Origin of the sequence: Streptomyces desertarenae (assembly GCF_042681365.1) — a bacterium.
Lineage (GTDB): Bacteria > Actinomycetota > Actinomycetes > Streptomycetales > Streptomycetaceae > Streptomyces > Streptomyces desertarenae.
The window spans coordinates 322783-346664 of sequence record NZ_JBHUFU010000006.1; the positions used below are offsets into that span (position 1 = coordinate 322783).

Here is a 23882-nt window from a genome sequence, read left to right on the forward strand (position 1 = left end):
GAGCCCGCCCGGGGTCGGGGCCTCAGGGCCGCTTCGCGCCCCCTTCGGCGCGGTCGTCGAAGTCGACCTTCCCGATGTGGCGGTTCATCGACTTCAGCAGCATCCAGACGGCCAGCCCCAGCGCGGCGAAGACGAGGAAGCCGAGGATCCCGGGGGAGACCTTGGTCTCGTCGAACTCCTTGGCGAGGTCGACGAGGCCGGAGGTGTGGGCGTGGGCGAGGGCGGTGGTCGGGCTCATGGCATCAATTGTCGCGGATGCCCGCGAAGAGGTCGTCCTCGGGGAGGGAGGTCTCCACCAGGGACTTGGCCAGCTCGTACTCCTCCGTCGGCCAGACCTCCCGCTGGACCTCCAGCGGCACCTTGAACCAGCCGCCGTCCGGGTCGATCTGGGTGGCGTGGGCGATCAGCGCCTTGTCCCGGACCTCGAAGAAGTCGGCGCAGGGCACGTACGTCGTCAGCGTGCGCTCGGGCCGCTGGAACTCCTCCCAGCGCTTGAGCCACTCGCCGTAGGGCGACTCCAGGCCGCGCTCCAGCATCGCCTCGTGCAGGGCGAGGGTCCGGGGGCGGTTGAAGCCCTGGTTGTAGTAGAGCTTCAGCGGCTGCCAGGGCTCGCCCGCCTCCGGGTAGCGCTCGGGGTCCCCCGCGGCGTCGAAGGCCACCATCGTGATCTTGTGGGTCATGATGTGGTCCGGGTGCGGGTAGCCGCCGTTCTCGTCGTAGGTGGTGATCACCTGCGGACGGAAGGAGCGGATCAGCCGCACCAGGCGCCCGGCGGCCTCGTCCACGTCCTGGAGGGCGAAGCAGCCCTCCGGCAGCGGCGGCAGCGGGTCGCCCTCGGGCAGGCCGGAGTCGACGAACCCCAGCCACTCCTGCTTCACGCCCAGGATCTGGCGGGCCTCGGCCATCTCCTTGGCCCGGACCTCGTGGATGTGCTCCTCGATGTAGGCATCGCCCTGGAGCTTGGGGTTGAGGATGGAGCCGCGCTCCCCTCCCGTGCAGGTCACGACCAGCACGTCCACCCCCTCGGACACGTACTTCGCCATGGTCGCCGCGCCCTTGCTCGACTCGTCGTCGGGGTGCGCGTGCACGGCCATCAGTCTGAGCTGTTCAGTCAAGGCTCGATCCTCGTTGCGTGGTCACGGGAGACGGCTTCTATAGTGACCGAACCGGCATCCGCTTGTATTCCCAACAGGACCGACAGGACGTGACCCCATGACCGAGGCGACTCCGGCGCCCTCCCCGAGCGGCGCGCCGCCCCCGGGGCGGTACGGGCGTTCCGGTGACGCCCGCACGAACCGGCGTCTGACGGTGATCGGCTCGGTACTGGGTGTGGCGTTCCTGGCGGTGATCGGCTGGTTCGGGGTCTCCTACGTCGGCGGGACGCAGGTCAGCGCGGAGCTGATCAAGTTCGACGTCGTCTCGGACCGGGAGGTCGCCGTCCACCTGGAGGTCCGCAAGGACGCGGACGTCACGGGCGTGTGCACCGTGAGCACGCTCGCGGAGGACGGCGGAGGGGTCGGACGCGCCGACTTCGCCTTCGAGCAGCCGCACAGCCGGATCGACGAGGTCGTCACCGTGCGCACCACCCGGCGCGCCACCACCGCCCGGCTGGTCGGCTGTACGGCGGCGGACGGGCACTGACGGCCGCCCCGGGCCCCGGCGGCTTTGTCTTCTTCCCTTTTCCGCCGGAATTGTTAGGCTCGTGGTTTCGCCCACCCGTGAAGGCGCACCCTTCGGGTAGGGCGTTGCTTTATATCCGAGAGCACCTACGAGGAGCACCTGTGACCCAGACCAGCGACAACGTCACCTGGCTCACCCAGGAGGCGTACGACCAGCTCAAGGCCGAGCTGGAGTACCTGTCGGGTCCTGCCCGCGTCGAGATCGCGAAGAAGATCGAGGCGGCCCGCGAGGAGGGCGACCTCCGTGAGAACGGCGGTTACCACGCGGCCAAGGAGGAGCAGGGCAAGCAGGAGCTGAGGGTACGCCAGCTCACCCAGTTGCTGGAGAACGCCAAGGTGGGCGAGGCCCCGGCGGACGACGGCGTGGTCGAGCCCGGCATGGTGGTCACCGTCGCCTTCGACGGTGACGAGGACGACACGCTCACGTTCCTCCTCGCCTCCCGTGAGTACGCGAGCTCGGACATCGAGACCTACTCCCCGCAGTCTCCGCTGGGCACCGGTGTGAACGGCAAGAAGGTCGGCGACGACGCGCAGTACGAGCTGCCCAACGGCAAGACGGCGATGGTCCGGATCGTGGCGGCCAAGCCGTACCGGGGCTGAGCCGCGGCGCGGCGCACGGCGCGGCCCCCGGCCGCCGCGGGACTTCGCTCCCGCGGCGGCCGGGGGCCGTTTCGGCCGGGGCCCCGGTCAGGCCGCCGAGCGGTACTTGCGCACCGCCAGCGTCCGGAAGACCGCGATGATCACCACGGACCACAGCAGCGAGGCCAGGGCCGGGTTCTGCATGGGCCAGGCGTCGGGCGCCCGGTAGCCCTCCGGGAGGTTCCCGAAGAGCTCGCGCGCCGCCAGGACGGTCGCGCTGAACGGGTTCCACTCCGCCACGTGCTGCAGGAACGACGGCATGTTCTCGGACGGCACGAAGGCGATCGAGATGAAGGTCAGCGGGAACAGCCAGATCAGCCCGCCGGAGGTGGCCGCCTCCGGAGTGCGCACCGACAGTCCGATCAGCGCGCCGATCCAGGTGAAGGCGTAGCCCAGCAGGAGCAGCAGCCCGAAGCCCGCCAGCGCCTTGACCACGCCCTCGTGGGCCCGCCACCCGACGAGCAGCGCCACGACCGCCAGCACCACCAGGGTCAGCGCGGTCTGGACGAGGTCGGCCAGGGTGCGGCCGGTCAGCACCGCGCCGCGTGCCATCGGCAGGGAGCGGAAGCGGTCGATGAGGCCCTTGTGCATGTCCTCGGCGATGCCCGCGCCGGCGCCGGCCGTGGCGAAGGTGACCGTCTGGGCGAAGATGCCCGCCATCAGGAACTCCCGGTAGGCGTCCGCGTCCAGGCCGGCGCCGGGGATGTTGATCGATCCGCCGAAGACGTAGCTGAACAGCACCACGAACATGATCGGCTGGATCAGGCCGAAGATCACCATTTCGGGGATCCGCAGCATCCTGAGCAGGTTGCGCTTGGCGATGATCAGCGAGTCCGTCAGGGACTGGCGGATCCCGCCGCCGCCCGAGCGGGGCGCGGTGGTGCCGGACGGCACTTTGGTGGCGGTGCTCACTTGGCGTTCTCCTTCCGTCCGGCGGTCTCGCCGGTCCGTGCGCCGGCCGGGGCGTCCCCGCCGTCCCCGCCGGGGCCGCCGCCCTCGGCGGCGTGGCCGGTCAGCGAGATGAACACGTCGTCCAGGGTGGGGCGGCGCAGGCCGACGTCGTCGAGCTCCACGCCCCGGGAGTCCAGCTCCCGGATGGCCTCGGCGAGCAGCTTGGCCCCGCCGACGACCGGAACGGTCAGCTTGCGGGTGTGCTCCTCGACGGCGACGGCCCCCCGGCCCAGTCCGCGCAGGACCTCCTCGGCGGTGGCGATCCGGTCGCGCTCGTGCACGACCACCTCGATGCGCTCGCCGCCGATCCGGGCCTTGAGGGCGTCGGAGGTGCCGCGGGCGATGACCCGGCCGTGGTCGACCACGGCGATGTCGTGGGCGAGGCGGTCGGCCTCCTCCAGGTACTGGGTGGTCAGCAGGAGCGTGGTGCCGCCGGCGACCAGCTCCTCGATGACCTCCCACAGCGCCTGGCGGTTGCGGGGGTCCAGGCCGGTGGTCGGCTCGTCCATGAACATCACGGGCGGGCTGACCACCAGCGCGGCGGCGAGGTCGAGCCGGCGGCGCATGCCGCCCGAGTACGTCTTGGCCGTCCGGTCGGCCGCCCCGGTGAGGTCGAACCGCTCCAGCAGCTCGTCCGCCCGCCGCTTCGCGTCGCGCGCGGACATCTGGTAGAGGCGGCCGACCATCTGGAGGTTCTCGCGGCCGGTCAGGTACTCGTCGACGGCGGCGAACTGCCCCGACAGCCCGATGGAGCGGCGCACCTCGTGGGGCTGGGCGAGGACGTCGATCCCCGCCACGACCGCACGGCCGCTGTCGGGCCGCAGCAGGGTCGTCAGCACGCGGACGGTGGTCGTCTTGCCGGCGCCGTTGGGCCCCAGCAGGCCCAGCACGGTGCCCTCGGGGACGTCGAGGTCGACACCGTCCAGAGCCCGGACGTCACCGAAGGTCTTGACCAGCCCCTCGGCGTAGATGGCACCTGGCATGGAGGCTCTCCCATGGGTGTGGGTGGTCGGGAAGGAGGGTGTGCCCGCGCCGGGCGCCCCCGGGGTGGAGGAGCCCGTGGACACACCGCGGGCACGGTGTGGGTCAGTACTATGCAGCAACGCGATATATCGCGTCAATCACCGTGCGGTGCACGGAGGTTGTGCGCGTCGTCCGCCGGTCCGCGCCCCGCCCGCCCGCCGTCTCCGCGACCTCAGCCGATCACCGTGTAGCCGGCCCTGACGAGCGACGCCTTGACCTCCGCGCAGTGCTGCGGACCCTTGGTCTCCAGGTGCAGGTCCACCTCCGCCTCGGTGAGTCCGAGCCGGGGATCGGTCCGTACGTGGCTCACGTCGAGGACGTTGGCGTCCGCCACCGACAGCTCCCTCAGGAGCGCGGCCAGCGCCCCCGGACGGTCCGTCAGGCGCAGCCGCAGCGACAGGTAGCGGCCGGCGGCCGCCATGCCGTGCCGCAGCGTCCGCTGGAGCACCAGGGGATCGACGTTGCCGCCGGAGAGCACGGCCACCACCGGCCCCTCGAAGGCGGCCGGATCGGACAGCAGCGCCGCCACCGGACTGGCGCCGGCCGGCTCCACGACGAGCTTGGCCCGCTCCAGGCAGAGCAGCAGAGCGCTGGAGAGCGCGTCCTCGGACACCGTACGGACCTCGTCCACCAGTGCGCCAACGATTTTGAACGGCACGTCGCCCGGGCGGCCGACCATGATGCCGTCCGCCATCGTCGAGACCGACTCCAGCGCCACCGGGCGCCCGGCGGCCAGCGAGGGCGGGTACGCGGCCGCGCCCTCGGCCTGCACCCCCACCACCCGCACGTCCGGGCGCAGCGACTTCACCGCCAGCGCCAGCCCGGCCGCCAGTCCGCCGCCGCCGATGCCGACGACGATCGTGCGCACCTCCGGGCACTGCTCCAGGATCTCCAGCCCGACCGTGCCCTGGCCGGCGACGACGTCGGGGTGGTCGAAGGGGTGGATGAACACCGCGCCCGTCTCGGCCGCGTACTCCTGCGCCGCCCGCAGCGTCTCGTCCACCACCTGCCCGTGCAGCCGCACCCGGGCGCCGTAGTCGCGGGTCGCGGCCACCTTCGGCAGCGGCGCGCCCACCGGCATGAAGACCGTCGAGCGCACCCCCAGCAGGGAGGCGGCCAGCGCGACGCCCTGCGCGTGGTTGCCCGCGCTGGCCGCGACCACGCCGCGGGCGCGCTCCCCGGGGGGCATCGCGGCGATCCGCACATAGGCGCCGCGGACCTTGAACGACCCGGTGCGCTGGAGGTTCTCGCACTTGAGGTGGACCGGCGAGCCGACCATCTCGCTGAGGTGGCGGCTGCCCTCCAGCGCGGTCGTCCGGGCCACCCCGGAGAGCGTCTTCTGGGCGGCCCGGACGTCGTCGAGGGTGGGCACGGACACGCCGTCGGAGGCGTCGTGCTCGGCAGTACTGGCGACCATGCCGCCAGTCTGACAGCACGGCCCCGGGACCGTGCCGCGCGGACCGCGCCGCCGCCCCGCCCCCCGCCCGCCCGGCCGCGGACGGCCGGCCGCGACCGGAACGAGAGGGTCCGCAGGGCTGCTCGCGGCAGGTCCGGTCTATTCGTCCGGCACCGGTACGCGGTGGGCCCCGGGCGCGTACTCTGTGGCAAACCCTCAGCCCGTCGTACCCCGTACTTCGAAGAAGCGAGCAACCGGCCATGCCCACGCACCCGGACATGACGACCGCCCACCCCCACGACGAAACGAGCGACGCAAGCGTGCAGGCCAGCATGCCCCCCACAGCCGGCGGCCCGGACCCCGGCGACCAGGACCGGACGGGACCCGCGGCAGACCTCCTCGACGCCATGCAGCACCAGGTGGCCCTCTTCGCCCGCCGCGCGGAGCAGACCCGGCTCGGCGGCGTCGGACAGGCCCGCAACTCCATGGACCGCGCCGCCTACCTGCTGCTCAACCGCCTCGACCAGGACGGGCCGACGGGCGTCAAGGCGCTCGCGGCGGGCATGGGGATCGACTCCTCGACCGTGACCCGGCAGGTCGCGCCGCTGGTCGAGTCCGGCCTGGTCAAACGGACCTCGCACCCCGACGACGGCCGCGCGGTCGTCCTCCAGCTCTCCCCGCGCGGCGTCTCGCGCCTGGAGCAGGTGCGCGCCTCGCGGCGCGAGCTGATGGCCCTGCTGACGAGGGAGTGGAGCGAGGAGGAGCAGACCGTCTTCTGCGACCTGCTCACCCGCTTCAACCAGGCGCTCTCCGATCTGCAGGCGTCCGGCTCCTGACGTCCCGGCGTCCGCCGCCCCCGCTCGCCCGCCCCCGTCCCCGGTCGCCGCGGCGGCCGGGGACGGGCAAAGGGACGGGGAGGGGCAGGATGGAGGTATGGCCAACCGACTCGCCGCCCAGACCTCCCCCTACCTGCTCCAGCACGCCGACAACCCGGTCGACTGGTGGCCCTGGTCGCCCGAGGCCTTCGAGGAGGCGCGCAGGCGGAACGTGCCCGTCCTGCTCAGCGTCGGTTACAGCTCGTGCCACTGGTGCCACGTGATGGCCGAGGAGTCCTTCGAGGACGAGGCCACCGCCGAGTACCTCAACGCGCACTTCCTGCCCGTCAAGGTCGACCGCGAGGAGCGGCCCGACGTCGACGCCGTCTACATGGAGGCCGTCCAGGCCGCCACGGGGCACGGCGGCTGGCCCATGACGGTCTTCCTCACCCCCGACGGCGAGCCCTTCTACTTCGGCACCTACTTCCCGCCCGCCCCGCGCGGCGGGATGCCGTCCTTCCGGCAGGTCCTGGAGGGCGTCCGCGCCGCCTGGTCCGACCGGCGCGAGGAGGTCGACGAGGTGGCCGGCCGGATCACGCGGGAGCTGGCGGGGCGGAGCATCGGGTACGGCGACGCGGTGCGGCCGCCCGGCCCCGAGGAGCTGGGCGCCGCGCTGCTCGCGCTGACCCGCGAGTTCGACGCGCGGCACGGCGGCTTCGGCGGGGCGCCGAAGTTCCCGCCGTCGATGGTGCTGGAGTTCCTGCTGCGCCACCACGCCCGCACCGGCTCCGAGGGCGCGCTCCAGATGGCCGAGGCCACCTGCGAGGCGATGGCGCGCGGCGGCATCCACGACCAGCTCGGCGGCGGCTTCGCGCGCTACTCGGTGGACGGGGAGTGGCGCGTGCCCCACTTCGAGAAGATGCTCTACGACAACGCCCTCCTGTGCCGGGTCTACGCGCACCTGTGGCGCGCCACCGGCAGCGAGCGGGCGCGCCGGGTGGCGCTGGACACCGCCGGCTTCATGGTCCGCGAACTGCGCACCCCGCAGGGCGGGTTCGCCTCCGCGCTGGACGCCGACAGCGACGACGGCACCGGCCGCCACCGGGAGGGCGCCTACTACGTGTGGACGCCCGCGCAGCTGCGCGAGGTCCTCGGCGAGGAGGACGCCGTCCTGGCCGCCGGGTACTTCGGGGTGACCGAGGAGGGCACCTTCGAGGAGGGGGCCTCCGTCCTCCGGCTCCCCGACACCGACGCCCCCGTGGACGCCGAGCGGATCGAGTCGGTGCGGCGGCGCCTGCTGGCCGCCCGGGAGGAGCGGCCCCGCCCCGGCCGGGACGACAAGGTCGTCGCCGCCTGGAACGGGCTGGCGATCGCCGCCCTCGCCGAGACCGGCGCCTACTTCGACCGCCCCGACCTGGTCGAGGCCGCCACCGCCGCCGCCGACCTGCTGCTCGCCGTCCACCTCGGCGAGGACGGGCGGCTGGCGCGCACCTCCCGCGACGGGACGGCCGGCCCGGGCGCCGGAGTGCTGGAGGACCACGGCGACGTGGCCGAGGGCTTCCTCGCCCTGTACTCGGTGACCGGCGAGACCTGCTGGCTGGAGCTGGCCGGCACCCTGCTGGACACCGTCCTGGACCGCTTCGCCGCCGACGACGGGACCCTGTACGACACCGCCGACGACGCCGAGCGGCTCATCCGCCGCCCCCAGGACCCCACCGACAACGCCGCCCCCTCCGGCTGGACGGCCGCCGCCGCGGCCCTGCTGACCTACGCCGCCCTCACCGGCAGCGCCCGCCACCGCGAGGCGGCCGAGCGGGCGCTGGGCGTGGTGCGGGCGCTGGCCCCGCGCGTCCCGCGCTTCACCGGCTGGGGGCTGGCGGCCGCCGAGGCCGCCCTGGACGGGCCGCGCGAGATCGCGGTGGTCGGACCGCCGGGCGACCCGGCCACCGCCGTCCTCCACCGCACCGCCCTGCTGGCCACCGCGCCGGGCGCGGTGGTGGCCGTCGGGGAGCCGGGGGCGGAGGGGGCCGGGCCGCTGCTGCGCGACCGGCCGCTGCTGGACGGCCGCCCGGCGGCGTACGTGTGCCGGCACTTCACCTGCGAGGCCCCCACGGCCGATCCCGCGCGCCTGGCGGAGGCCGTCGGGGCGGCGGCGCCGACCGGAGGGTGACGGCCCGGGGCCGGACGCCGGAGGGCCGGCCCGCGGGGGCCGGGCCGCCCGGGGTCAGAGGGTGAGGCCGCGCTCCAGCACGTCCAGGGCGCGGCGGACCTCGTCCTCCAGCGTGCCGTGCAGTCCGCTCTCGGCCCAGATCAGCAGGGCCTCGGTCAGGGCCGCCAGCATCGAGGCGGTGACGACGCGCAGCTCGGGGTCGTCCAGCGGCCGTCCCGTCCGCTCCGACATCGCCCGCGTCAGCACCCGGCAGGTGTCGGCGGTGTGCTCCCCCATGCGGGCGCGGACGGCCGGCACGTCCAGGACGAGCCGGAGCCGCTGGTGGGTCTCGGCCAGCACCTCGCCGTCCTCGGCCATCCGCGCCAGGGCCGAGCACAGCGCCTCCCGCAGGGCCCGCACCGGGGACTCGCCGGCCGGGCGCGCCCGCAGCTCCTCCTCGACGAGCGGGTCGTACTCGTCGGTGAGGACGATGTCCTCCTTGGTGGGGAAGTAGCGGAAGACGGTGCTGGGGGAGACCTCCGCGGCCTCGGCGATCCGGTCGACGGGGGTGGCGTCGTACCCCTGCTCGGCGAAGAGCCGGTAGGCGGCCTGCCGGATCGCGCGGCGGGTCCGGATCTTCTTCCGCTCCCGCAGTCCGAGCGCGGGCGCGGCGGAGGCGGAGGAGGTGCGTGCAGGAGCCATGCAGCTCATTGTCGGCCATCGGCGCCGGTCGGCACCATGCCCCGGGAATGGCGACGGCATGCCGAGCCCGCGCGGGGCGGACGGCGGGCCGCCGGCGGAGGCGGTCGCTCCGGACGGCTGCCGGGTCCCTGCCCGAGGGACCCGGCGAAGGCCCGCGGCCGCGGCGCCGGCGGGGGCCGCCGGTCACCCGCGTGGGGAAAAACACGGGGCGGGCCGTGCGGAGCACCCGTACAGTGACCGGTATGCAGGTGATCCAGTCGACGAAGCTCGCCAATGTCTGCTACGAGATCCGGGGGCCGGTTCTCGAGGAGGCCATGCGGCTTGAGGCGGCGGGCCACCGCATCCTCAAGCTCAACACCGGCAACCCGGCGCCCTTCGGCTTCGAGTGCCCGCCGGAGATCCTCGAGGACATGCTGCGCAACGTCGGGTCGGCGCACGGCTACGGCGACGCCAAGGGCCTGCTCGCGGCCCGGCGCGCGGTGATGCAGCACTACCAGACCAGGGGCGTCGACCTGGACGTCGAGGACGTCTACATCGGCAACGGCGTCTCCGAGCTGATCCAGATGGCGATGCAGGCGCTGCTCGACGACGGCGACGAGGTGCTGGTGCCCGCGCCGGACTACCCGCTGTGGACGGCCGCGGTCTCCCTGTCGGGCGGCACGGCGGTGCACTACCGCTGCGACGAGCAGTCCGACTGGATGCCCGACCTGGCCGACATCGAGCGCAAGGTCACCGACCGCACCAGGGCGATCGTCGTCATCAACCCCAACAACCCGACCGGCGCCGTCTACAGCGACGAGATGCTGCGCGGGCTGACGGACATCGCCCGCCGCCACGACCTGATCGTCTACTCCGACGAGATCTACGACAAGATCCTCTACGACGGCGCCACCCACACCCCCACCGCCGCCATCGCCCCGGACCTGCTGACCGTCACCTTCAACGGCCTGTCCAAGGCCTACCGGGTGGCCGGGTACCGCTGCGGCTGGATGGCCGTGTGCGGCCCCAAGGCCCACGCCGCCAGCTACATCGAGGGCCTGACGATCCTGGCGAACATGCGGCTGTGCGCCAACATGCCGGCCCAGTACGCGGTGGCCGCCGCGCTGGGCGGCCGGCAGTCGATCAACGACCTGGTGCTGCCGGGCGGGCGGCTGCTGGAGCAGCGCGACGCCGCCTACGAGCTGCTGACCTCCATCCCCGGTGTGACGTGCGTGAAGCCGAAGGGGGCGCTGTACCTCTTCCCGCGGCTGGACCCGCAGGTCTACAAGATCAAGGACGACCGGCAGATGGTCCTCGACCTGCTGCGGGCCGAGAAGATCATGGTCGTGCACGGCACGGGCTTCAACTGGCCCGAGCCGGACCACTTCCGCATCGTCACGCTGCCCGCCGCGCAGGACCTCGCCGACGCGGTGCGGCGGATCGGGAAGTTCCTGGACGGCTACGGGCAGTACTGAGGCGGTCCCCGGGGCCGGCTGGGCGGCAGGGGTGAAAGGTGCGGAAGAAGCCTTGACGCGGCCGCAACTTTAGACATCGTCTAAGTTAAGATGGACTCCTGTAGCTGCCAGGAGGCCATCCCATGTACGAACCGATTCGCAGGCCGTCGGTCCACACCATGGCCGATCCGGCCGGTGCCGAGGGGGCCGTTCCACGCCGTTCCCGTGAGGAGGAGCTGTCCATCCGGCTCGCCGGGCACCTGACCGCCCTGCTGACCGTGACCGACGAGCTCCGCGTCCTCACCCCGGCCGCGGAACTGGACAACGCCGCCGCGCGGCTGGACGCCCAGGTCACCGGGTTGCGCGCCGGGCGCGCCCCGCTGCGGGCCGCGCCGTCCGCCGCCGCCTGGGACGAGGCCCGCGCCGCGGCCCTGCACCAGAGGGCCCACACCCTCGCCGGCCAGGCCCTGGTCGTGGCCACCTCCCGCTCGGACGAGGAGGCCGCCGCCCTGGCCGCCGAGCGGATGGAGGCCCACGCCCGGGCGCTCGGTCTGGCCGAGGTCGGCTGAGCCGGACACGGAGGCGGGGCCCGCCCGGACGCGGGCGTCCGAGCGGGCCCCGGCCGCTTCCCGCCGTCCGGCTCAGCCGAGCCGCTCGACCAGGGCGCGGTACTCGTCCCACAGGGCCTTCGGGGTGTGGTCGCCGAAGGTGTTCAGGTGCTCGGGGATGAGGGCGGCCTCCTCGCGCCAGGCCTCCCGGTCCACCGTCAGCAGGAACCGCAGGTCCTCCTCGGGCAGCTCCAGGCCGTCGGTGTCCAGCGCGTCCGGGGTCGGGACGATGCCGATGGGCGTCTCGACGCCGTGCGCCTCGCCGTTCAGGCGCTCGACGATCCACTTCAGCACGCGGCCGTTCTCGCCGAAGCCCGGCCACACGAACCGGCCCGAGTCGTCCTTGCGGAACCAGTTGACGTAGTAGATCCTCGGCAGCTTGGCCCGGTCGGCCTTGGCGCCGACCTCCAGCCAGTGGCCCATGTAGTCGCCCATGTTGTAGCCGCAGAACGGCAGCATGGCGAACGGGTCGCGGCGCAGCTCGCCGACCCTGCCCTCGGCCGCGGCCGTCTTCTCGGAGGCCACGTTGGCACCGAGGAAGACGCCGTGCTGCCAGTCGAACGACTCCGTCACCAGCGGCACCGCGCTCGCCCGGCGGCCGCCGAAGAGGATCGCCGAGATCGGCACGCCGCGGGGGTCCTCCCACTCCGGCGCGATGGTCGGGCACTGCGACGCCGGCACGGTGAAGCGGGCGTTGGGGTGCGCGGCCGGGGTGCCGGACGCGGGCGTCCAGTCGTTGCCGCGCCAGTCCGTCAGATGGGCCGGGGGCTCCTCGGTCATGCCCTCCCACCACACGTCGCCGTCGTCGGTGAGGGCGACGTTGGTGAAGATCGCGTTGCCCCACAGGGTCTTCATGGCGTTGGCGTTGGTGTGCTCCCCGGTGCCCGGCGCCACGCCGAAGAAACCCGCCTCGGGGTTGATCGCGTAGAGGCGGCCGTCCTCGCCGAAGCGCATCCAGGCGATGTCGTCGCCGATCGTCTCGACCGTCCAGCCGGGGATGGTCGGCTCCAGCATCGCCAGGTTGGTCTTGCCGCAGGCGCTGGGGAAGGCGGCGGCCACGTACTTCGCCTCGCCGCGCGGCGGGGTCAGCTTCAGGACCAGCATGTGCTCGGCGAGCCAGCCCTCGTCGCGGGCCATCACCGAGGCGATGCGCAGCGCGTAGCACTTCTTGCCCAGCAGGGCGTTGCCGCCGTAGCCCGAGCCGTAGGACCAGATCTCGCGGGTCTCGGGGAAGTGGGAGATGTACTTGGTGGAGCTGCACGGCCAGGGCACGTCCTCCTGGCCCGGCTCCAGCGGGGCGCCGACGGTGTGGACGGCCTTGACGAACGTCCCGTCCTCGCCCAGCTCCTCCAGTACGGCGCTGCCCATGCGGGTCATGGTCCGCATGGAGACGGCGACGTAGGCGGAGTCGGTGATCTCCACGCCCAGCGCGGAGAGCGGGGAGCCCAGCGGGCCCATGCAGAAGGGGACGACGTACATGGTGCGCCCGCGCATCGAGCCGCGGAAGATGCCGCCCTCGCCGCCGGTGCCGGTGAAGACCTCGCGCATCCTCGCGGGGGCCATCCAGTTGTTGGTCGGGCCCGCGTCCTCCTCCTTCTCGGAGCAGATGAAGGTGCGGTCCTCCACGCGGGCCACGTCGCTCGGGTCGGAGGCGGCGTAGTAGGAGTTGGGGCGCTTGACCGGGTCGAGCCTGCGGAAGGTGCCCTTCTCGACCAGTTCCCCGCACAGCCGCTCGTACTCGGCCTCGGAGCCGTCGCACCAGACGACGCGGTCGGGCCGGGTGAGGGCGGCGATCTCGTCCACCCAGGCGATCAGTTCCCGGTGCCGGGTCGGGGTCGTGTTGTCGGGAGCCGCAGTACTGCGCGCCACAATCGCTCCAGAGGTTGAGGGTTGACCGGATATCGCACAAATATCCGGTTCTGTCGTATTCACAGCAGACTTCGGCCCCTTGGGGGCTGCGACCCGGATGCTGCGGCGTTGCTCATCCGGTGCCGACCACGCTCATTTGATACTCCGCCTTTCGAGCGTTTCTGTCCAGACGACCATGCCGTGAGCAGCGCCACGCGCCGGGGGAAACCTACGGTTACGTAGGTACGATGAACCGTATGAGTGCCGCAGTGCCCGACGTTCCCAGGTCCGTTTCCGCCGCCGGCGGCGGCGGCAGCACCGACGGCGGCCGGGGCGTGAGCGCCGGCTCCCCCGGACACTCCGCTTCCGGTCCGCTGGCCCAGTTCGCCCCGCTCAAACCCCGGTTGCGGGGCTGGCTGCACGCCGGGATGTTCCCGGCCGTGCTGGTCTCCGGACTCTTCCTGACCGCCTTCGCGCAGACCCCGCGCGGCCGGGTCGCCTGCGCCGTCTACACCCTGACGGCCTGTCTGCTCTTCGGCGTCAGCGCCCTGTACCACCGCGGCGACTGGGGCCCGCGCGCCACGGCGGTGCTCCGCCGGCTGGACCACGCGAACATCTTCCTGATCATCGCCGGCACCTACACGCCGCTGACGATCATGCTGGTCCCCGGCGGACGCGGCCAGGTGCTGCTGTGGGGCGTCTGGATCGCCGCCGTCGCCGGCATCGCCTTCCGCGTCTTCTGGGTGGGCGCGCCCCGCTGGCTCTACACCCCCTGCTACATCGTGATGGGCTGGGCCGCGGTGTTCTTCCTCCCCGACTTCCTGCGCGCGGGCGGCGTCGCGGTGCTGGTCTGCGTGGTCGCCGGCGGCCTGCTCTACAGCGCGGGCGGCGTCGTCTACGGCCTCAAGCGGCCCAACCCCTCACCGCGCTGGTTCGGGTTCCACGAGGTCTTCCACTCCCTCACGCTGGCCGCCTTCGCGTTCCACTACGTGGGGATCTCGCTGGTGGCCTACAACGCCTCCTAGCCGCCGAGGCCGCCGGGGCCGCCCGGCGGCCGGGCCTCAGGCCCCGGCGCGGCTCCCGGCGCGCCGCACCGAGCGGCCCGCCAGCACACCGGTGCGGCGGCCGTCCTCGACGGCGAACCGGCCGCCGACCAGCACGTGCGGGATGCCCACGGGCGGGGTGCGCGGGCTGTCGAACGTGGCGCCCGCCGCCACCGCCGCCGGGTCGAACAGCACCAGGTCGGCCCGGTACCCCTCACGCACCAGGCCCCGGTCCGGCAGCCGCAGCCGGGCCGCGGGCCGCCCGCTCAGGTGCGCCACGCACTCCTCCAGCGACAGCACCCCCAACTCGCGCACGTAGCGGCCCAGGTAGTGCGGGAAGGTGCCGTACGCCCGCGGGTGCGGGCGGTCGCCGACGAGGATGCCGTCGCTGCCGCCGGTGTGGGCCCGGTGCCGCATGACCGCCCGCACGTTCCCCTCGTGCCCCACGTGCTGCAGGACGGTGGTGCCCAGCCGGTCCGCCAGCAGCAGCCGCCGCGCCACCTCGAACGGCTCCTCGCCGCGCTCGGCGGCCGCCCGCGCCACCGTGCGGCCCACGTAGCCGGACAGGGCCGGGTCGGCGACCCCGGAGACCTCCACGGTGTCCCAGTCGACCGGCACCCCGTGGCAGCCGTCGGAGCCCTCCACCTCCATCGCGTGCCGGATGCGGGCGCACACGGCGGGGTCGCGCAGCCGGTCCAGCGCGGCGCCGGGGCCGCCCTCGGCCGCCCAGCTCGGCAGCAGCGCCGCCAGGGTGGTGCAGCCGGGCAGGTACGGGTAGCTGTCCAGCGTCAGGTCCACGCCGTCGTCCAGCGCCGCGTCCAGTAGCGCCAGCAGCTCGGGGGCGCGCCCGGCGTTGACGGGGAAGTTCACGGTGGCGTGCGCCAGGTGCAGGGCGCACCCCGAGGCGCGTGCCACCTCCACCATCTGCGCGTACGCCTCCAGGGCGCCCGCGCCGTAGGAGCGGTGGTGGGGGCAGTGGTAGCCGCCGTAGGACGCCACCACCCGGCACAGCTCGACCAGTTCGGAGTCGGGCGCGTACATGCCCGGCACGTAGGTCAGACCGGACGACATGCCCACCGCGCCCTGCTCCAGGCCCTCGGCGACCAGGCGCCGCATCCGCTCCAGCTCCCCCGGCGCGGCGGGCCGGTCCTCCCAGCCGACGGCCATCGCCCGCACCGTGCCGTGCGGGACGAGGTAGGCGGCGTTGACGGCGATGCCGCGGTCGAGCCGGTCCAGGTACTCCCCGACGGTCCGCCAGTCGAAGTCGACGTCCCCGCCGTCCCCGTTCCAACCGGTGATCGCCTGCCGCACCCCCTCCAGGGTGCGGTCGTCCACCGGCGCGTACGACAGCCCGTCCTGACCGATCACCTCCAGCGTCACGCCCTGGGCCAGCTTCGCGCTGTGGTCGGGGTCGCGCAGCAGGGCCAGGTCGCTGTGGGCGTGCATGTCGACGAAGCCGGGGGCGAGCGCCAGCCCGTCGCACTCCACGACGCGCCGGCCGCCCGGCCGCGGACCGTCGCCCTCCCGCCGGATCTCGGCGATCCGCCCGTCCGAGACCGCGACGTCGGCCCGGTACGCGGGGCCGCCGGTGCCGTCGACGACGTGGGTGTCACGCAGGACGAGTTCCATCCGGGGTGCCTCCTGGTCGGTGGGTCGGGGTGCCGGGGCGCCGGAGACGTGCGCGGCGCGCGGCGGGCGGGCCGGGGTCAGAAGAAGGTGCGGACGAGGTCGACGACGGTGCCGTCGTCCTCGGTGACCGGGATGAGCTGCCACTTGTCGAAGACCGTGCAGGGGTGCGACAGGCCCAGGCCCACCCAGTCGCCGACCTCCAGCCCGGCACCCGGCGCGACGGTCACGAAGGCGTGCTGGTCGGCCAGCTTCGCCACCGACAGCCCGTCCGCACCGCGCACCGCGCCCCGCGCGGTGCGGACGGCCCGCGGCTGCGGCAGGTCCAGGTCGTAGGCCGCGTCGCGCTTGCCCGCGTTGAGGAGGGCCAGCCCGGGTTCGGGCCGGGAGACCACCTGCGCCCACAGCAGGAACGCGGACCGCAGCGAACCCTCCCCGGGGAGCCGGTTGAAGGGCGTGACGCGCCGGTAGTGGCCGTCGTCGTGCGAGACGTACGCGCCCGAGCGCAGCAGCTTCAGCACCGGCCGGGACAGCTCGGGGAGCCCGTTCAGCGCCTCGGCCACCACGTCGAACCACGCGCTGCCGCCGGCGCTCACCACCACCTCGCCGGCCTGCGCGAAACGGCCCGCGGCGTCGAGGTCGGCGGCCAGGGCGGCGAGGGCGTCCAGCCACGCCCGGACGCTCTCCGGCGAGGCGCCCGGCACCTCTCCCTCGTACCCGGCGACGCCGACCAGGCGCATCCCCGCCGCGTCCGCCACCGCGTCCGCGACCCGCACCGCCTCCCGGTGCGTCCGCACGCCCGTGCGGCCGCCGGGGACACCGAGTTCGACGACGACGTCGAGCGGGGGCCCCGACCGTCCGGCGCCCGCCTCGGACAGCGCCGCCTCCATCAGCTCCACGCCGCGCACCGAGTCCGCGTAGACGACGAAGCGGACCTCCGGGTCCGCCGCCAGCTCGCCGGCCATCCAGCGCAGTGCCGCCGCGTCCACCACCTCGTTGGCGAGGAAGATCCGCCGGATGCCGAAGGCCCGGTACACGCGGGCCTGCGAGGGCACCGCCGCCGTGATGCCCCACGCGCCGTGGTCGATCTGCCGCCGCAGGAGCTGCGGGGCCATCGAGGTCTTGCCGTGCGGGGCGAAGGCGAGGCCGTGGCGGGCGGAGAACTCGCCCAGCTGCCGCAGGTTGTGCTCCAGGGCCCCGGCGGAGAGCGTCAGCACCGGCGTGGTGAAGCCGCCGGTGAACACCGAGCGCCGCTCGGCGGCGAGTTCTCCCACGGTCAGCCCGGCCGCGTCCGGGGGCAGCCCCTTGAAGCGGTGGTCGACGACCTCGTCGGCGAGGCGGGCGACGGGGTCGGCGGGGTGCTCGGTGCGTTCGGCGGCCATGGTGAACTCCGGAGTCCGGGACTGTCGCCGCCGGTGGGCGGCGCGGCGCTGCTATGTTGCATGATGTGCAACACCCATTGCGTATTGTGCTTGGAGCTGTCTAGCATCCCGGCGAACACCCGGTCAACGGACGGCCGGGAAGACGGCCCCGGAACCGGGCGGGAACCCCCCGCCGGGAGCCGGCCGAACCAGCCGAGAGCCGAGGAGCGGAGCCGGTCGTGACGATGCCCCCCGCTCCCCGTACGGGCAGCACCCCCGCCGGTCCCCCCTTCGACGCGGTCTGCCTGGGGGAGACCATGGTCGCCTTCCGGCCCGCCGGACCCGAGCGGCTCGCCGACGCGCAGCTCTTCGTCCGCGGCGTCGGCGGCGCCGAGTCCAACGTCGCCTGCCTGCTCGCGGGCGCCGGGCACCGGGTCCGCTGGGTCGGGTGCCTGGGCACCGACGGCTTCGGCGACCACGTCCTGGCCGAGATCGCCGCCCGCGGCGTGGACGTCTCCGCCGTGCGGCGCGACCCGGACCGCCCCACCGGGCTCTACTTCCGTACCGACGGCGAGCGCTGCACCACCAGCGAGCGGCCCGCCGACGGCGCCCTGGCCGAGGTGCTCTACCACCGCGCCGGATCGGCCGCCTCCGCCATGTCCCCGGCCACCGTCGACCGCGCCGTCGCCGACTCCGGCCGCGTGCTCCACCTCAGCGGCATCACGCCGGCGCTGTCGGACTCCTGCCACGCCCTGGTGTGGGAGCTGACCGCGCCCCGCCCGGGACGGCCGCTGCTGTCCTTCGACGTGAACTACCGGGTGGGCCTGTGGAAGCGGCGCGACCCGGCCGTCCTGCTCGACCTCGCCCGCCGCTGCGACGTGGTGTTCGTCGGAGCGGACGAGGCGCGGGCGGTCTGGGGCGCCGACGGCCCCGAGGCGGTGCGCGACCTGCTGCCGGAACCGTCCGTGCTCGTCGTCAAGGACGGCGGCCGGGGCGCCACCGCCCACACCGCCGACGGGTCCTGCCACGTGCCGGCCCTCTCCGTGGAGGTGGCCGGGTCCGTCGGGGCCGGGGACGCGTTCGCCGCCGGATTCCTCTCGGCCACCCTGCGCGGACTGCCCGTCCGCGCCCGGTTGCGGCACGGCCACCTGACGGCCGCCGCCGCGCTCACCGTCCCCGGCGACCTCGCCGAACCGCCGGCCCGGTCCATCGCGGACCGGCTGGCGGCGCTCGACGACGCGGCATGGGGCAGACTGCGGCTCGGCCCCGGCTGGACCCACGGAAGGCGTGACCCATGAGCCAGAGCGTCGACCGAGCGCTGAGCATCCTCCCCCTGCTGGCGCGGGGGCCGGCCAACCTCGAACAGGTCGCCCGGCACCTGGACGTGCACAAGTCCACCGCCCTGCGGCTGCTGCGCACCCTGCACGAGCACGGCATGGTCCACCGCCAGCCGGACCAGCGCTACCGGCTGGGCGCCCGGCTCATCGCCCTGGCCCAGGAGGCGGTCGAGAACCTGGACGTGCGCGGGATCGCCCACCCCCACCTGGCCGAGCTCAACGCCGCCTGCGGGCACACCGTCCACCTGGCCGTCCGCCAGGAGGACGAGGTCCTCTACATCGACAAGGTCGAGAGCCGCTACCCGGTGCGGATGTACTCGCGCATCGGGAAGCCCGTCGCGACCACCGTCGCCGCGGTCGCCAAGGTCCTCCTGGCCGACCTGCCCGAGCCCGAGCGGCGCGCCGTCGCCGAACGGCTCGACTACCCCCGCTACACGGCCCGTTCGACCCCCGGCCCCGCCGCCTTCCTGGAGGAGCTGGCCAGGGTGCGCGAGCAGGGCTGGGCCACCGACCTCGGCGGCCACGAGGAGTCCATCAACTGCGTCGCCGCGCCCATCCGGGGCGCGGACGGCCGGGCCGTCGCCGCGATGTCGGTCTCCGCGCCCAACGTCGTCGTCAGCGCCGACGAGCTGCTGAAGCTCCTGCCCCTGGTACGCCGCACGGCCGCCGCCGTCAGCGCGGAGTACTCCGGCAGGCCCGCCACCACCCACCCCACCGACCGGAGAGCCCTGCCATGAGCGACACCTCCCGCAAGACCGCCCTGAACCCGGCGACCCACACCACCCCGCCCGCGAAGTTCTCGCACGGGGTGCGCAAGGGCGGCATCCTCCAGGTCGCCGGCCAGGTCGGCTTCCTGCCGGCCGTCCCCGGACAGCCGCCCGCCCCCGCCGGCCCGACCCTGCGCGAGCAGACGCTCCAGACCTTCGCCAACGTCGGGGCCGTCCTGCGGGAGGGCGGCGCGAGCTGGGAGGACGTGGTGATGGTCCGCGTCTACCTCACCGACACCGACCACTTCGCCGAGTTCAACGAGCTCTACGACGCCCACTTCGCCGACCTCGCCGGGCCCCCGCCCGCCCGCACGACCGTCTACGTCGGCCTGCCCGCGGGCCTGCTGGTCGAGATCGACGCCCTGGCGGTCCTCGACTGACCCCCGGGCGCCCCCGCGCCACCCCCTCCGGCACGGCGCCCGCCGCGGCGCCGTGCCGCGATCCCCCCTGCCCGGAAGCAAGGTGCCCCCATGCACGACACCCCCCGTACCGGCGGGCTGCTCGCCCTCATACCCGGCACCGGCGGCCTGCTGGCCGTCGCCGCGCTGGGCATCGCCCTCCTGCTGCTCCTGATCATCAAGGTCAGGCTCCAGCCGTTCGTCGCCCTCCTCGTCGTCTCCATCGCCGTCGGCCTCGGCTCGGGGCTGTCGGTCACCGAACTCTTCGGCACCGTCCAGAAGTCCGACGCCGTCTCGCTCGTGGAGTCCGGGATGGGGGGCATCCTCGGCCACGTCGCGATCATCATCGGTCTGGGGACCATGCTCGGCGCGGTCCTGGAGGTCTCCGGCGGCGCCGAGGCGCTCAGCTCCCGGCTGCTGGGCCTCTTCGGCGAGAGGCGGGCGCCGCTGGCCATGGGGCTGACGGGGCTCCTCTTCGGCATCCCGGTCTTCTTCGACGTCGGCATCTTCGTCCTCGCGCCGATCGTCTACGCGGCGGCCCGGCGCAGCGGGAAGTCGATCCTGCTCTACGCCATGCCGCTGCTGGCCGGCCTGTCCATGACCCACGCCTTCCTGCCGCCGCACCCCGGCCCGGTGGCCGCGGCCGGCCTGCTCGACGTGGACCTGGGCTGGGTCATCGCCATGGGCACCGTCGTCGGCGTCCCGGCCGTGCTGGCGGCCTGGGCGTACGCCGCCTGGATCGGCAGGCGGATCTTCGTCGGGGTCCCGCAGGACATGGCCGAGGCCGTCGAGGACTCCCGGCGCGCCGTCGCGGAGGAGCAGCGCGCCGCGGGCACCACGCCCACCGAGGCCCCGGTCCCCGTCGGCACGGTGCTCGCCGTCATCGGCACCCCGCTGGTGCTGATCCTGGCGGCGACCTTCTCCTCCGTCGCCCTGGCCCCCTCCACGGCGCGCTCGGTCGTGGAGTTCGCCGGCCACCCGTTCGTGGCCCTGACCGTCGCCCTGCTCCTGGCGTACTACCTGCTGGGCGTGGGCCGCGGCTGGTCCCGCCGGTCCCTGGAGGCCGTCTCCACCGCCTCCCTCAAGCCGGTCGGCAACATCCTGCTCGTCGTCGGCGCCGGCGGCGTCTTCGGCGCGGTGCTCCAGGGCAGCGGCGTGGCCCAGGCCCTGTCGGACGTGTTCGGCGACGTGGGCCTGCCGGTGATCGTGCTGGCCTACCTGCTCTCCCTGGTGCTGCGCGTCGCGCAGGGGTCGGCCACGGTCGCCATCGTGGCCACGGCGGGCATCGTCGCCCCGCTGGTGGAGAGCGGCGGCCACTCCCAGGCGCACCTCGCCCTGGTGATCATGGCGATCTCGGCGGGCTCGATCTTCGCCTCGCACGTCAACGACGGCGGCTTCTGGATCGTCGCCAAGTACTTCGGGATCTCCGAGCGCGACACCCTGAAGTCCTGGACCGTGCTGGAGTCCGTCCTGTCCGTGACGGGGTTCGCGGTGGCGGCCCTGGTGAGCCTGGCCGTCTGAGCGGCACCCGGAGTTCCGCCGTCCCCGGAGTGGCGTCCCCCCTTGTGCCGGCCGGTGCCGCCATGTTGGATGCGCCAGGTCGATCCACCGGGGACGGGAGCTGAGGACACGCATGACCGGAACGAACGACATGGAAGCGGCAGGACACCGGGGCGCGGCGGGCGAGGGCACCGCGGCCCCGCCGGCCCGGCGGACGAGCTGGCGGCTCATCGGCCCGGGCATCGTCGTGGCGGCCACCGGCGTCGGCGCGGGCGATCTGGTGGCCACCCTGCTGGCCGGCAGCGAGTTCGGCCACACGCTGATGTGGGCGGCCGTCATCGGCTGCGTGGTGAAGATCTCGCTGGCCGAGGCGACCGGACGCTGGCACCTGGCCACCGGCCGGACCCTCCTGGACGGCTGGCGCGGCCTGGGCGCGTGGACCACCGTCTACTTCGCGGTCTACGTCGTCCTGTGGGGGTTCGTCTACGGCGCCACCGCCATGTCCTCCAGCGCGCTGCCGCTCGCGGCGCTCTTCCCCGACGTCCTGTCCCTGCGGACCTGGGCGATCCTGTGCGGCCTGGCGGGCCTGGCCTTCGTCTGGTTCAACCGGTACGCGATCGTCGAGAAGGTCATGATGGTCTTCGTCGGCGTGATGTTCGTGGTCGTCGTCTACGTGGCGGCCCGCGTCGCGCCCGGCCTCGGCGACGCCTTCGCCGGGCTGCTGCCCGTCCTGCCCGACGGCTCGCTGTTCTACACGCTCGGCCTGATCGGCGGCGTCGGCGGGACGATCACCATGGCCGCCTACGGCTACTGGGTCAACGCCAAGGGCTGGACCGACAGCGGCTGGATCCCCATGATGCGGCTGGACAACCGGGTCGCCTACGCCACCACCGGCGTCTTCGTCGTGGCGATGCTGATCGTCGGCGCCGAGCTGCTGCACTCCGCGAACATCGCCCTCGCCTCCGGCGACAGGGGGCTGCTCGACCTGAGCGAGGTGCTGGAGGGCCGCTTCGGGGCGGCGACCGCCAACCTCTTCCTGGTCGGCTTCTTCGCCGCCTCCTTCTCCTCCGTGGTCGGCGTCTGGCACGGCGTGAGCCTGCTCTTCGCCGACTTCGTGGAGCGCACGCGCGCCGCCCGGGCGCAGGGCACCGGCGCGGAGCCGCCCGTCCTGGAGGTCGCCCGCGGGCAGCGGGAGCGGTCCTGGCCGTTCCGCGGCTACCTGCTGTGGCTGACGTTCCCGCCGATGAGCCTGCTGTGGCTCGACAAGCCCTTCGGCCTGGTCGTCGCCTACGGCGTCCTGGGCGCCTTCTTCATGCCCTTCCTCGCCGCGACGCTGCTGTGGCTGCTCAACTCCTCGCGCACTCCGCGCGAGTGGCGCAACGGTCCGGTGAGCAACGTGGTACTGACGGTGGCCGGCCTGCTGTTCGTGGCGCTGTGCGTCCACGAGCTGTACGAGCTGCTCTGAGGGGCGCGGGGCGGGCGCCCGGGGCGCCCGCCCCGCGGAGGGGCCCCGGCGGGGGAGCGGGTGCTCCGCCTCCCGCCGGGGCCCGCGCGCCGTCCGGTCCGCACCGGCGCCGGGCCGTGCCTACGGCAGGCCGTGGACGTGCGGGCCGACCGTGTCGGACCAGCGGTTCCCGTTCGCCGCGTCCCAGTTGGTGGACCAGGTCATGGCACCGCGGATGCCCGGGTAGGTCCTGGCGGGCTTGAACGAGCCGCAGTTCGTGCCCTTGGCCAGGCAGTCCAGCGCGGCGTTCACCACGGACGGGTCGACGTAGCCGGAGCCAGCGCCCCGGGTGGAGGCGGGGGTGCCGATGCCCACCTGGGACGGGTCGAGCCCGCCCTCCAGCTGGATGCAGGCCAGCGCGGTGAGGAAGTCGACCGAGCCCTGCGAGTACACCCTGCCGTCGCAGCCCAGCATCGAGCCGCTGTTGTAGTACTGCATGTTGACGACCGTGAGGATGTCCTTCACGTTCAGCGCCAGCTTGAAGTACTCGGTCGAGGTGGACTGCATGTCGATGGTCTGCGGCGCCATCGTGAGGACCATGCCGGGCCCGGCCTTCGCCGACAGCGAGCGCAGCGCCTGGGTGAGGTAGGTGGAGTTGATGCCGTGCTCCAGGTCGATGTCCACGCCGTCGAAGCCGTACTCCTGCATCAGCCGGTGGGCGCTGTCGGCGAAGCGTGTGGCCGAGGCGGAGCTGTTGACGATGACGTTGCCCTTCTCACCGCCGACGGAGATGATCACCTTCTTGCCCTCGGCCTGCTTGGCGGCGATGTCGTTCTTGAACTCCTGCACCGAGGAGTAGCCCAGGGCCGGGTCGAGGTTGAAGGTGATCTCGCCGGGGGCGGCCGTGGAGTCGGCGAAGGAGACGGCGATGATGTCGTACTGGTCCTGGACGTCGCGGAGCTTCTGGACCGTCGCGCCGTTGTCGAAGTTCTGCCAGTAGCCCGTCACCGCGTGCTTCGGCACCCCCGCGCCCGGGTCGCCGCCGCCGTTCTCGCTGCGGGTGGTGGCGGTGACGGGGGCGGATCTCGCCGACTCGCCGGCGCCGTTGACGGCGCTGACGCGGAACTCGTAGGAGGTGGAGGGCTTCAGCCCGGTCACGGTCG

Annotated in this window: 22 protein-coding genes; 12 read left to right on the plus strand and 10 right to left on the minus strand. The window is 73.6% G+C overall.

The window, feature by feature from the left end; translation table 11 throughout:
* Window positions 1-22: 22 nt before the first annotated feature.
* The gene (locus tag ACFSJS_RS13000) at window positions 23-238 is read right to left on the minus strand and encodes a hypothetical protein (protein WP_380899621.1); all 216 of its coding nucleotides are present in this window, start codon (window positions 236-238) and stop codon (window positions 23-25) included.
* A 4-nt stretch (window positions 239-242) separates the two neighbouring features.
* On the minus strand, window positions 243-1115 hold the full coding sequence (gene mca, locus ACFSJS_RS13005) for a mycothiol conjugate amidase Mca (RefSeq protein ID WP_380899623.1): 873 nt from the start codon (window positions 1113-1115) through the stop codon (window positions 243-245).
* 97 nt (window positions 1116-1212) lie between these two features.
* On the opposite strand from mca, the gene ACFSJS_RS13010 reads away from it, so the two are divergent.
* Window positions 1213-1641, plus strand: a complete 429-nt coding sequence (locus ACFSJS_RS13010) for a DUF4307 domain-containing protein (RefSeq protein ID WP_380899625.1) — start codon at window positions 1213-1215, stop codon at window positions 1639-1641.
* 140 nt (window positions 1642-1781) lie between these two features.
* A complete protein-coding gene (gene greA, locus ACFSJS_RS13015; RefSeq protein ID WP_380899627.1) occupies window positions 1782-2279 on the plus strand; it encodes a transcription elongation factor GreA in 498 nt (165 codons plus the stop codon).
* A gap of 87 nt (window positions 2280-2366) precedes the next feature.
* Here the strand turns inward: greA and ACFSJS_RS13020 are convergent, their stop codons facing one another.
* The 3 genes from ACFSJS_RS13020 to ilvA all read right to left on the minus strand — a co-directional run bounded on the left by ACFSJS_RS13020 (window position 2367) and on the right by ilvA (window position 5709).
* The gene (locus tag ACFSJS_RS13020) at window positions 2367-3230 is read right to left on the minus strand and encodes an ABC transporter permease (protein ID WP_380899629.1); all 864 of its coding nucleotides are present in this window, start codon (window positions 3228-3230) and stop codon (window positions 2367-2369) included.
* Window positions 3227-4252 (minus strand): ATP-binding cassette domain-containing protein, encoded by a 1026-nt coding sequence (locus ACFSJS_RS13025; RefSeq protein ID WP_380899631.1) that lies wholly within the window; start codon window positions 4250-4252, stop codon window positions 3227-3229. Before ACFSJS_RS13025 ends, ACFSJS_RS13020 begins: the two co-directional genes overlap by 4 nt.
* Window positions 4253-4464: 212 nt before the next feature.
* Window positions 4465-5709 carry a threonine ammonia-lyase gene (gene ilvA, locus ACFSJS_RS13030; RefSeq protein ID WP_380899633.1) on the minus strand — a complete coding sequence of 415 codons (1245 nt, stop codon included), beginning with the start codon at window positions 5707-5709 and terminating at the stop codon, window positions 4465-4467.
* A gap of 239 nt (window positions 5710-5948) precedes the next feature.
* Between ilvA and ACFSJS_RS13035 the strand changes: the two genes are divergently transcribed.
* Together ACFSJS_RS13035 and ACFSJS_RS13040 are read left to right on the plus strand one after the other, a co-directional pair.
* On the plus strand, window positions 5949-6524 hold the full coding sequence (locus ACFSJS_RS13035) for a MarR family winged helix-turn-helix transcriptional regulator (protein WP_380899635.1): 576 nt from the start codon (window positions 5949-5951) through the stop codon (window positions 6522-6524).
* 97 nt (window positions 6525-6621) lie between these two features.
* Complete coding sequence (locus tag ACFSJS_RS13040; RefSeq protein ID WP_380899637.1) at window positions 6622-8673, plus strand: thioredoxin domain-containing protein; 2052 nt, start codon at window positions 6622-6624, stop codon at window positions 8671-8673.
* A gap of 54 nt (window positions 8674-8727) precedes the next feature.
* Here the strand turns inward: ACFSJS_RS13040 and ACFSJS_RS13045 are convergent, their stop codons facing one another.
* Complete coding sequence (locus tag ACFSJS_RS13045) at window positions 8728-9354, minus strand: TetR/AcrR family transcriptional regulator (protein WP_380899639.1); 627 nt, start codon at window positions 9352-9354, stop codon at window positions 8728-8730.
* 242 nt (window positions 9355-9596) lie between these two features.
* On the opposite strand from ACFSJS_RS13045, the gene ACFSJS_RS13050 reads away from it, so the two are divergent.
* Together ACFSJS_RS13050 and ACFSJS_RS13055 are read left to right on the plus strand one after the other, a co-directional pair.
* Complete coding sequence (locus tag ACFSJS_RS13050) at window positions 9597-10808, plus strand: pyridoxal phosphate-dependent aminotransferase (protein WP_380899641.1); 1212 nt, start codon at window positions 9597-9599, stop codon at window positions 10806-10808.
* Between the two features lie 122 nt (window positions 10809-10930).
* Entirely contained in the window at window positions 10931-11356 is a 426-nt protein-coding gene (locus ACFSJS_RS13055; protein WP_380899643.1) for an SCO4983 family protein, read from the plus strand.
* Between the two features lie 72 nt (window positions 11357-11428).
* On the opposite strand, the gene ACFSJS_RS13060 is transcribed toward ACFSJS_RS13055, so the two are convergent.
* Window positions 11429-13264: a phosphoenolpyruvate carboxykinase (GTP) gene (locus ACFSJS_RS13060; protein ID WP_380899645.1), complete on the minus strand. Its 1836-nt coding sequence runs from the start codon at window positions 13262-13264 to the stop codon at window positions 11429-11431.
* Between the two features lie 236 nt (window positions 13265-13500).
* Here ACFSJS_RS13060 and trhA point away from each other — a divergent pair, with 236 nt between their 5' ends.
* Window positions 13501-14268 (plus strand): PAQR family membrane homeostasis protein TrhA, encoded by a 768-nt coding sequence (gene trhA, locus ACFSJS_RS13065; protein WP_380899647.1) that lies wholly within the window; start codon window positions 13501-13503, stop codon window positions 14266-14268.
* A 36-nt stretch (window positions 14269-14304) separates the two neighbouring features.
* Here the strand turns inward: trhA and ACFSJS_RS13070 are convergent, their stop codons facing one another.
* Window positions 14305-15915, minus strand: a complete 1611-nt coding sequence (locus ACFSJS_RS13070) for an N-acyl-D-amino-acid deacylase family protein (RefSeq protein ID WP_380899649.1) — start codon at window positions 15913-15915, stop codon at window positions 14305-14307.
* 77 nt (window positions 15916-15992) lie between these two features.
* Window positions 15993-17294: an alanine racemase gene (locus ACFSJS_RS13075; RefSeq protein WP_380899651.1), complete on the minus strand. Its 1302-nt coding sequence runs from the start codon at window positions 17292-17294 to the stop codon at window positions 15993-15995.
* A 224-nt stretch (window positions 17295-17518) separates the two neighbouring features.
* Here ACFSJS_RS13075 and ACFSJS_RS13080 point away from each other — a divergent pair, with 224 nt between their 5' ends.
* The 5 genes from ACFSJS_RS13080 (at window position 17519) to ACFSJS_RS13100 (ending at window position 22740) form a co-directional block, all read left to right on the plus strand.
* Window positions 17519-18571 carry a sugar kinase gene (locus tag ACFSJS_RS13080; RefSeq protein ID WP_380899707.1) on the plus strand — a complete coding sequence of 351 codons (1053 nt, stop codon included), beginning with the start codon at window positions 17519-17521 and terminating at the stop codon, window positions 18569-18571.
* Window positions 18568-19347, plus strand: a complete 780-nt coding sequence (locus tag ACFSJS_RS13085) for an IclR family transcriptional regulator (protein WP_380899653.1) — start codon at window positions 18568-18570, stop codon at window positions 19345-19347. The genes ACFSJS_RS13080 and ACFSJS_RS13085 overlap by 4 nt, the downstream gene beginning before the upstream one ends.
* On the plus strand, window positions 19344-19757 hold the full coding sequence (locus ACFSJS_RS13090; protein ID WP_380899655.1) for a RidA family protein: 414 nt from the start codon (window positions 19344-19346) through the stop codon (window positions 19755-19757). Before ACFSJS_RS13085 ends, ACFSJS_RS13090 begins: the two co-directional genes overlap by 4 nt.
* Window positions 19758-19847: 90 nt before the next feature.
* The gene (locus tag ACFSJS_RS13095; protein WP_380899657.1) at window positions 19848-21296 is read left to right on the plus strand and encodes a GntP family permease; all 1449 of its coding nucleotides are present in this window, start codon (window positions 19848-19850) and stop codon (window positions 21294-21296) included.
* Window positions 21297-21426: 130 nt separating this feature from the next.
* Window positions 21427-22740: an Nramp family divalent metal transporter gene (locus tag ACFSJS_RS13100; protein ID WP_380899709.1), complete on the plus strand. Its 1314-nt coding sequence runs from the start codon at window positions 21427-21429 to the stop codon at window positions 22738-22740.
* Between the two features lie 120 nt (window positions 22741-22860).
* On the opposite strand, the gene ACFSJS_RS13105 is transcribed toward ACFSJS_RS13100, so the two are convergent.
* On the minus strand, window positions 22861-23882 hold a 1022-nt coding region (locus ACFSJS_RS13105), incomplete at its 5' end, for a chitinase (protein WP_380899659.1).

Bases quoted from the DNA above. Each gene is read 5' to 3' on its own strand.
- ACFSJS_RS13090 (WP_380899655.1), top strand. From the start codon at position 19,344: ATGAGCGACACCTCCCGCAAGACCGCCCTGAACCCGGCGACCCACACC.
- ACFSJS_RS13050 (WP_380899641.1), top strand. From the start codon at position 9,597: ATGCAGGTGATCCAGTCGACGAAGCTCGCCAATGTCTGCTACGAGATC.
- ACFSJS_RS13000 (WP_380899621.1), bottom strand. From the start codon at position 238: ATGAGCCCGACCACCGCCCTCGCCCACGCCCACACCTCCGGCCTCGTC.
- ACFSJS_RS13040 (WP_380899637.1), top strand. From the start codon at position 6,622: ATGGCCAACCGACTCGCCGCCCAGACCTCCCCCTACCTGCTCCAGCAC.
- ilvA (WP_380899633.1), bottom strand. From the start codon at position 5,709: ATGGTCGCCAGTACTGCCGAGCACGACGCCTCCGACGGCGTGTCCGTG.
- ACFSJS_RS13075 (WP_380899651.1), bottom strand. From the start codon at position 17,294: ATGGCCGCCGAACGCACCGAGCACCCCGCCGACCCCGTCGCCCGCCTC.
- ACFSJS_RS13100 (WP_380899709.1), top strand. From the start codon at position 21,427: ATGGAAGCGGCAGGACACCGGGGCGCGGCGGGCGAGGGCACCGCGGCC.
- trhA (WP_380899647.1), top strand. From the start codon at position 13,501: ATGAGTGCCGCAGTGCCCGACGTTCCCAGGTCCGTTTCCGCCGCCGGC.
- ACFSJS_RS13080 (WP_380899707.1), top strand. From the start codon at position 17,519: ATGCCCCCCGCTCCCCGTACGGGCAGCACCCCCGCCGGTCCCCCCTTC.
- ACFSJS_RS13055 (WP_380899643.1), top strand. From the start codon at position 10,931: ATGTACGAACCGATTCGCAGGCCGTCGGTCCACACCATGGCCGATCCG.
- ACFSJS_RS13025 (WP_380899631.1), bottom strand. From the start codon at position 4,252: ATGCCAGGTGCCATCTACGCCGAGGGGCTGGTCAAGACCTTCGGTGAC.
- ACFSJS_RS13095 (WP_380899657.1), top strand. From the start codon at position 19,848: ATGCACGACACCCCCCGTACCGGCGGGCTGCTCGCCCTCATACCCGGC.
- ACFSJS_RS13010 (WP_380899625.1), top strand. From the start codon at position 1,213: ATGACCGAGGCGACTCCGGCGCCCTCCCCGAGCGGCGCGCCGCCCCCG.
- ACFSJS_RS13035 (WP_380899635.1), top strand. From the start codon at position 5,949: ATGCCCACGCACCCGGACATGACGACCGCCCACCCCCACGACGAAACG.
- ACFSJS_RS13045 (WP_380899639.1), bottom strand. From the start codon at position 9,354: ATGGCTCCTGCACGCACCTCCTCCGCCTCCGCCGCGCCCGCGCTCGGA.
- ACFSJS_RS13085 (WP_380899653.1), top strand. From the start codon at position 18,568: ATGAGCCAGAGCGTCGACCGAGCGCTGAGCATCCTCCCCCTGCTGGCG.
- ACFSJS_RS13070 (WP_380899649.1), bottom strand. From the start codon at position 15,915: ATGGAACTCGTCCTGCGTGACACCCACGTCGTCGACGGCACCGGCGGC.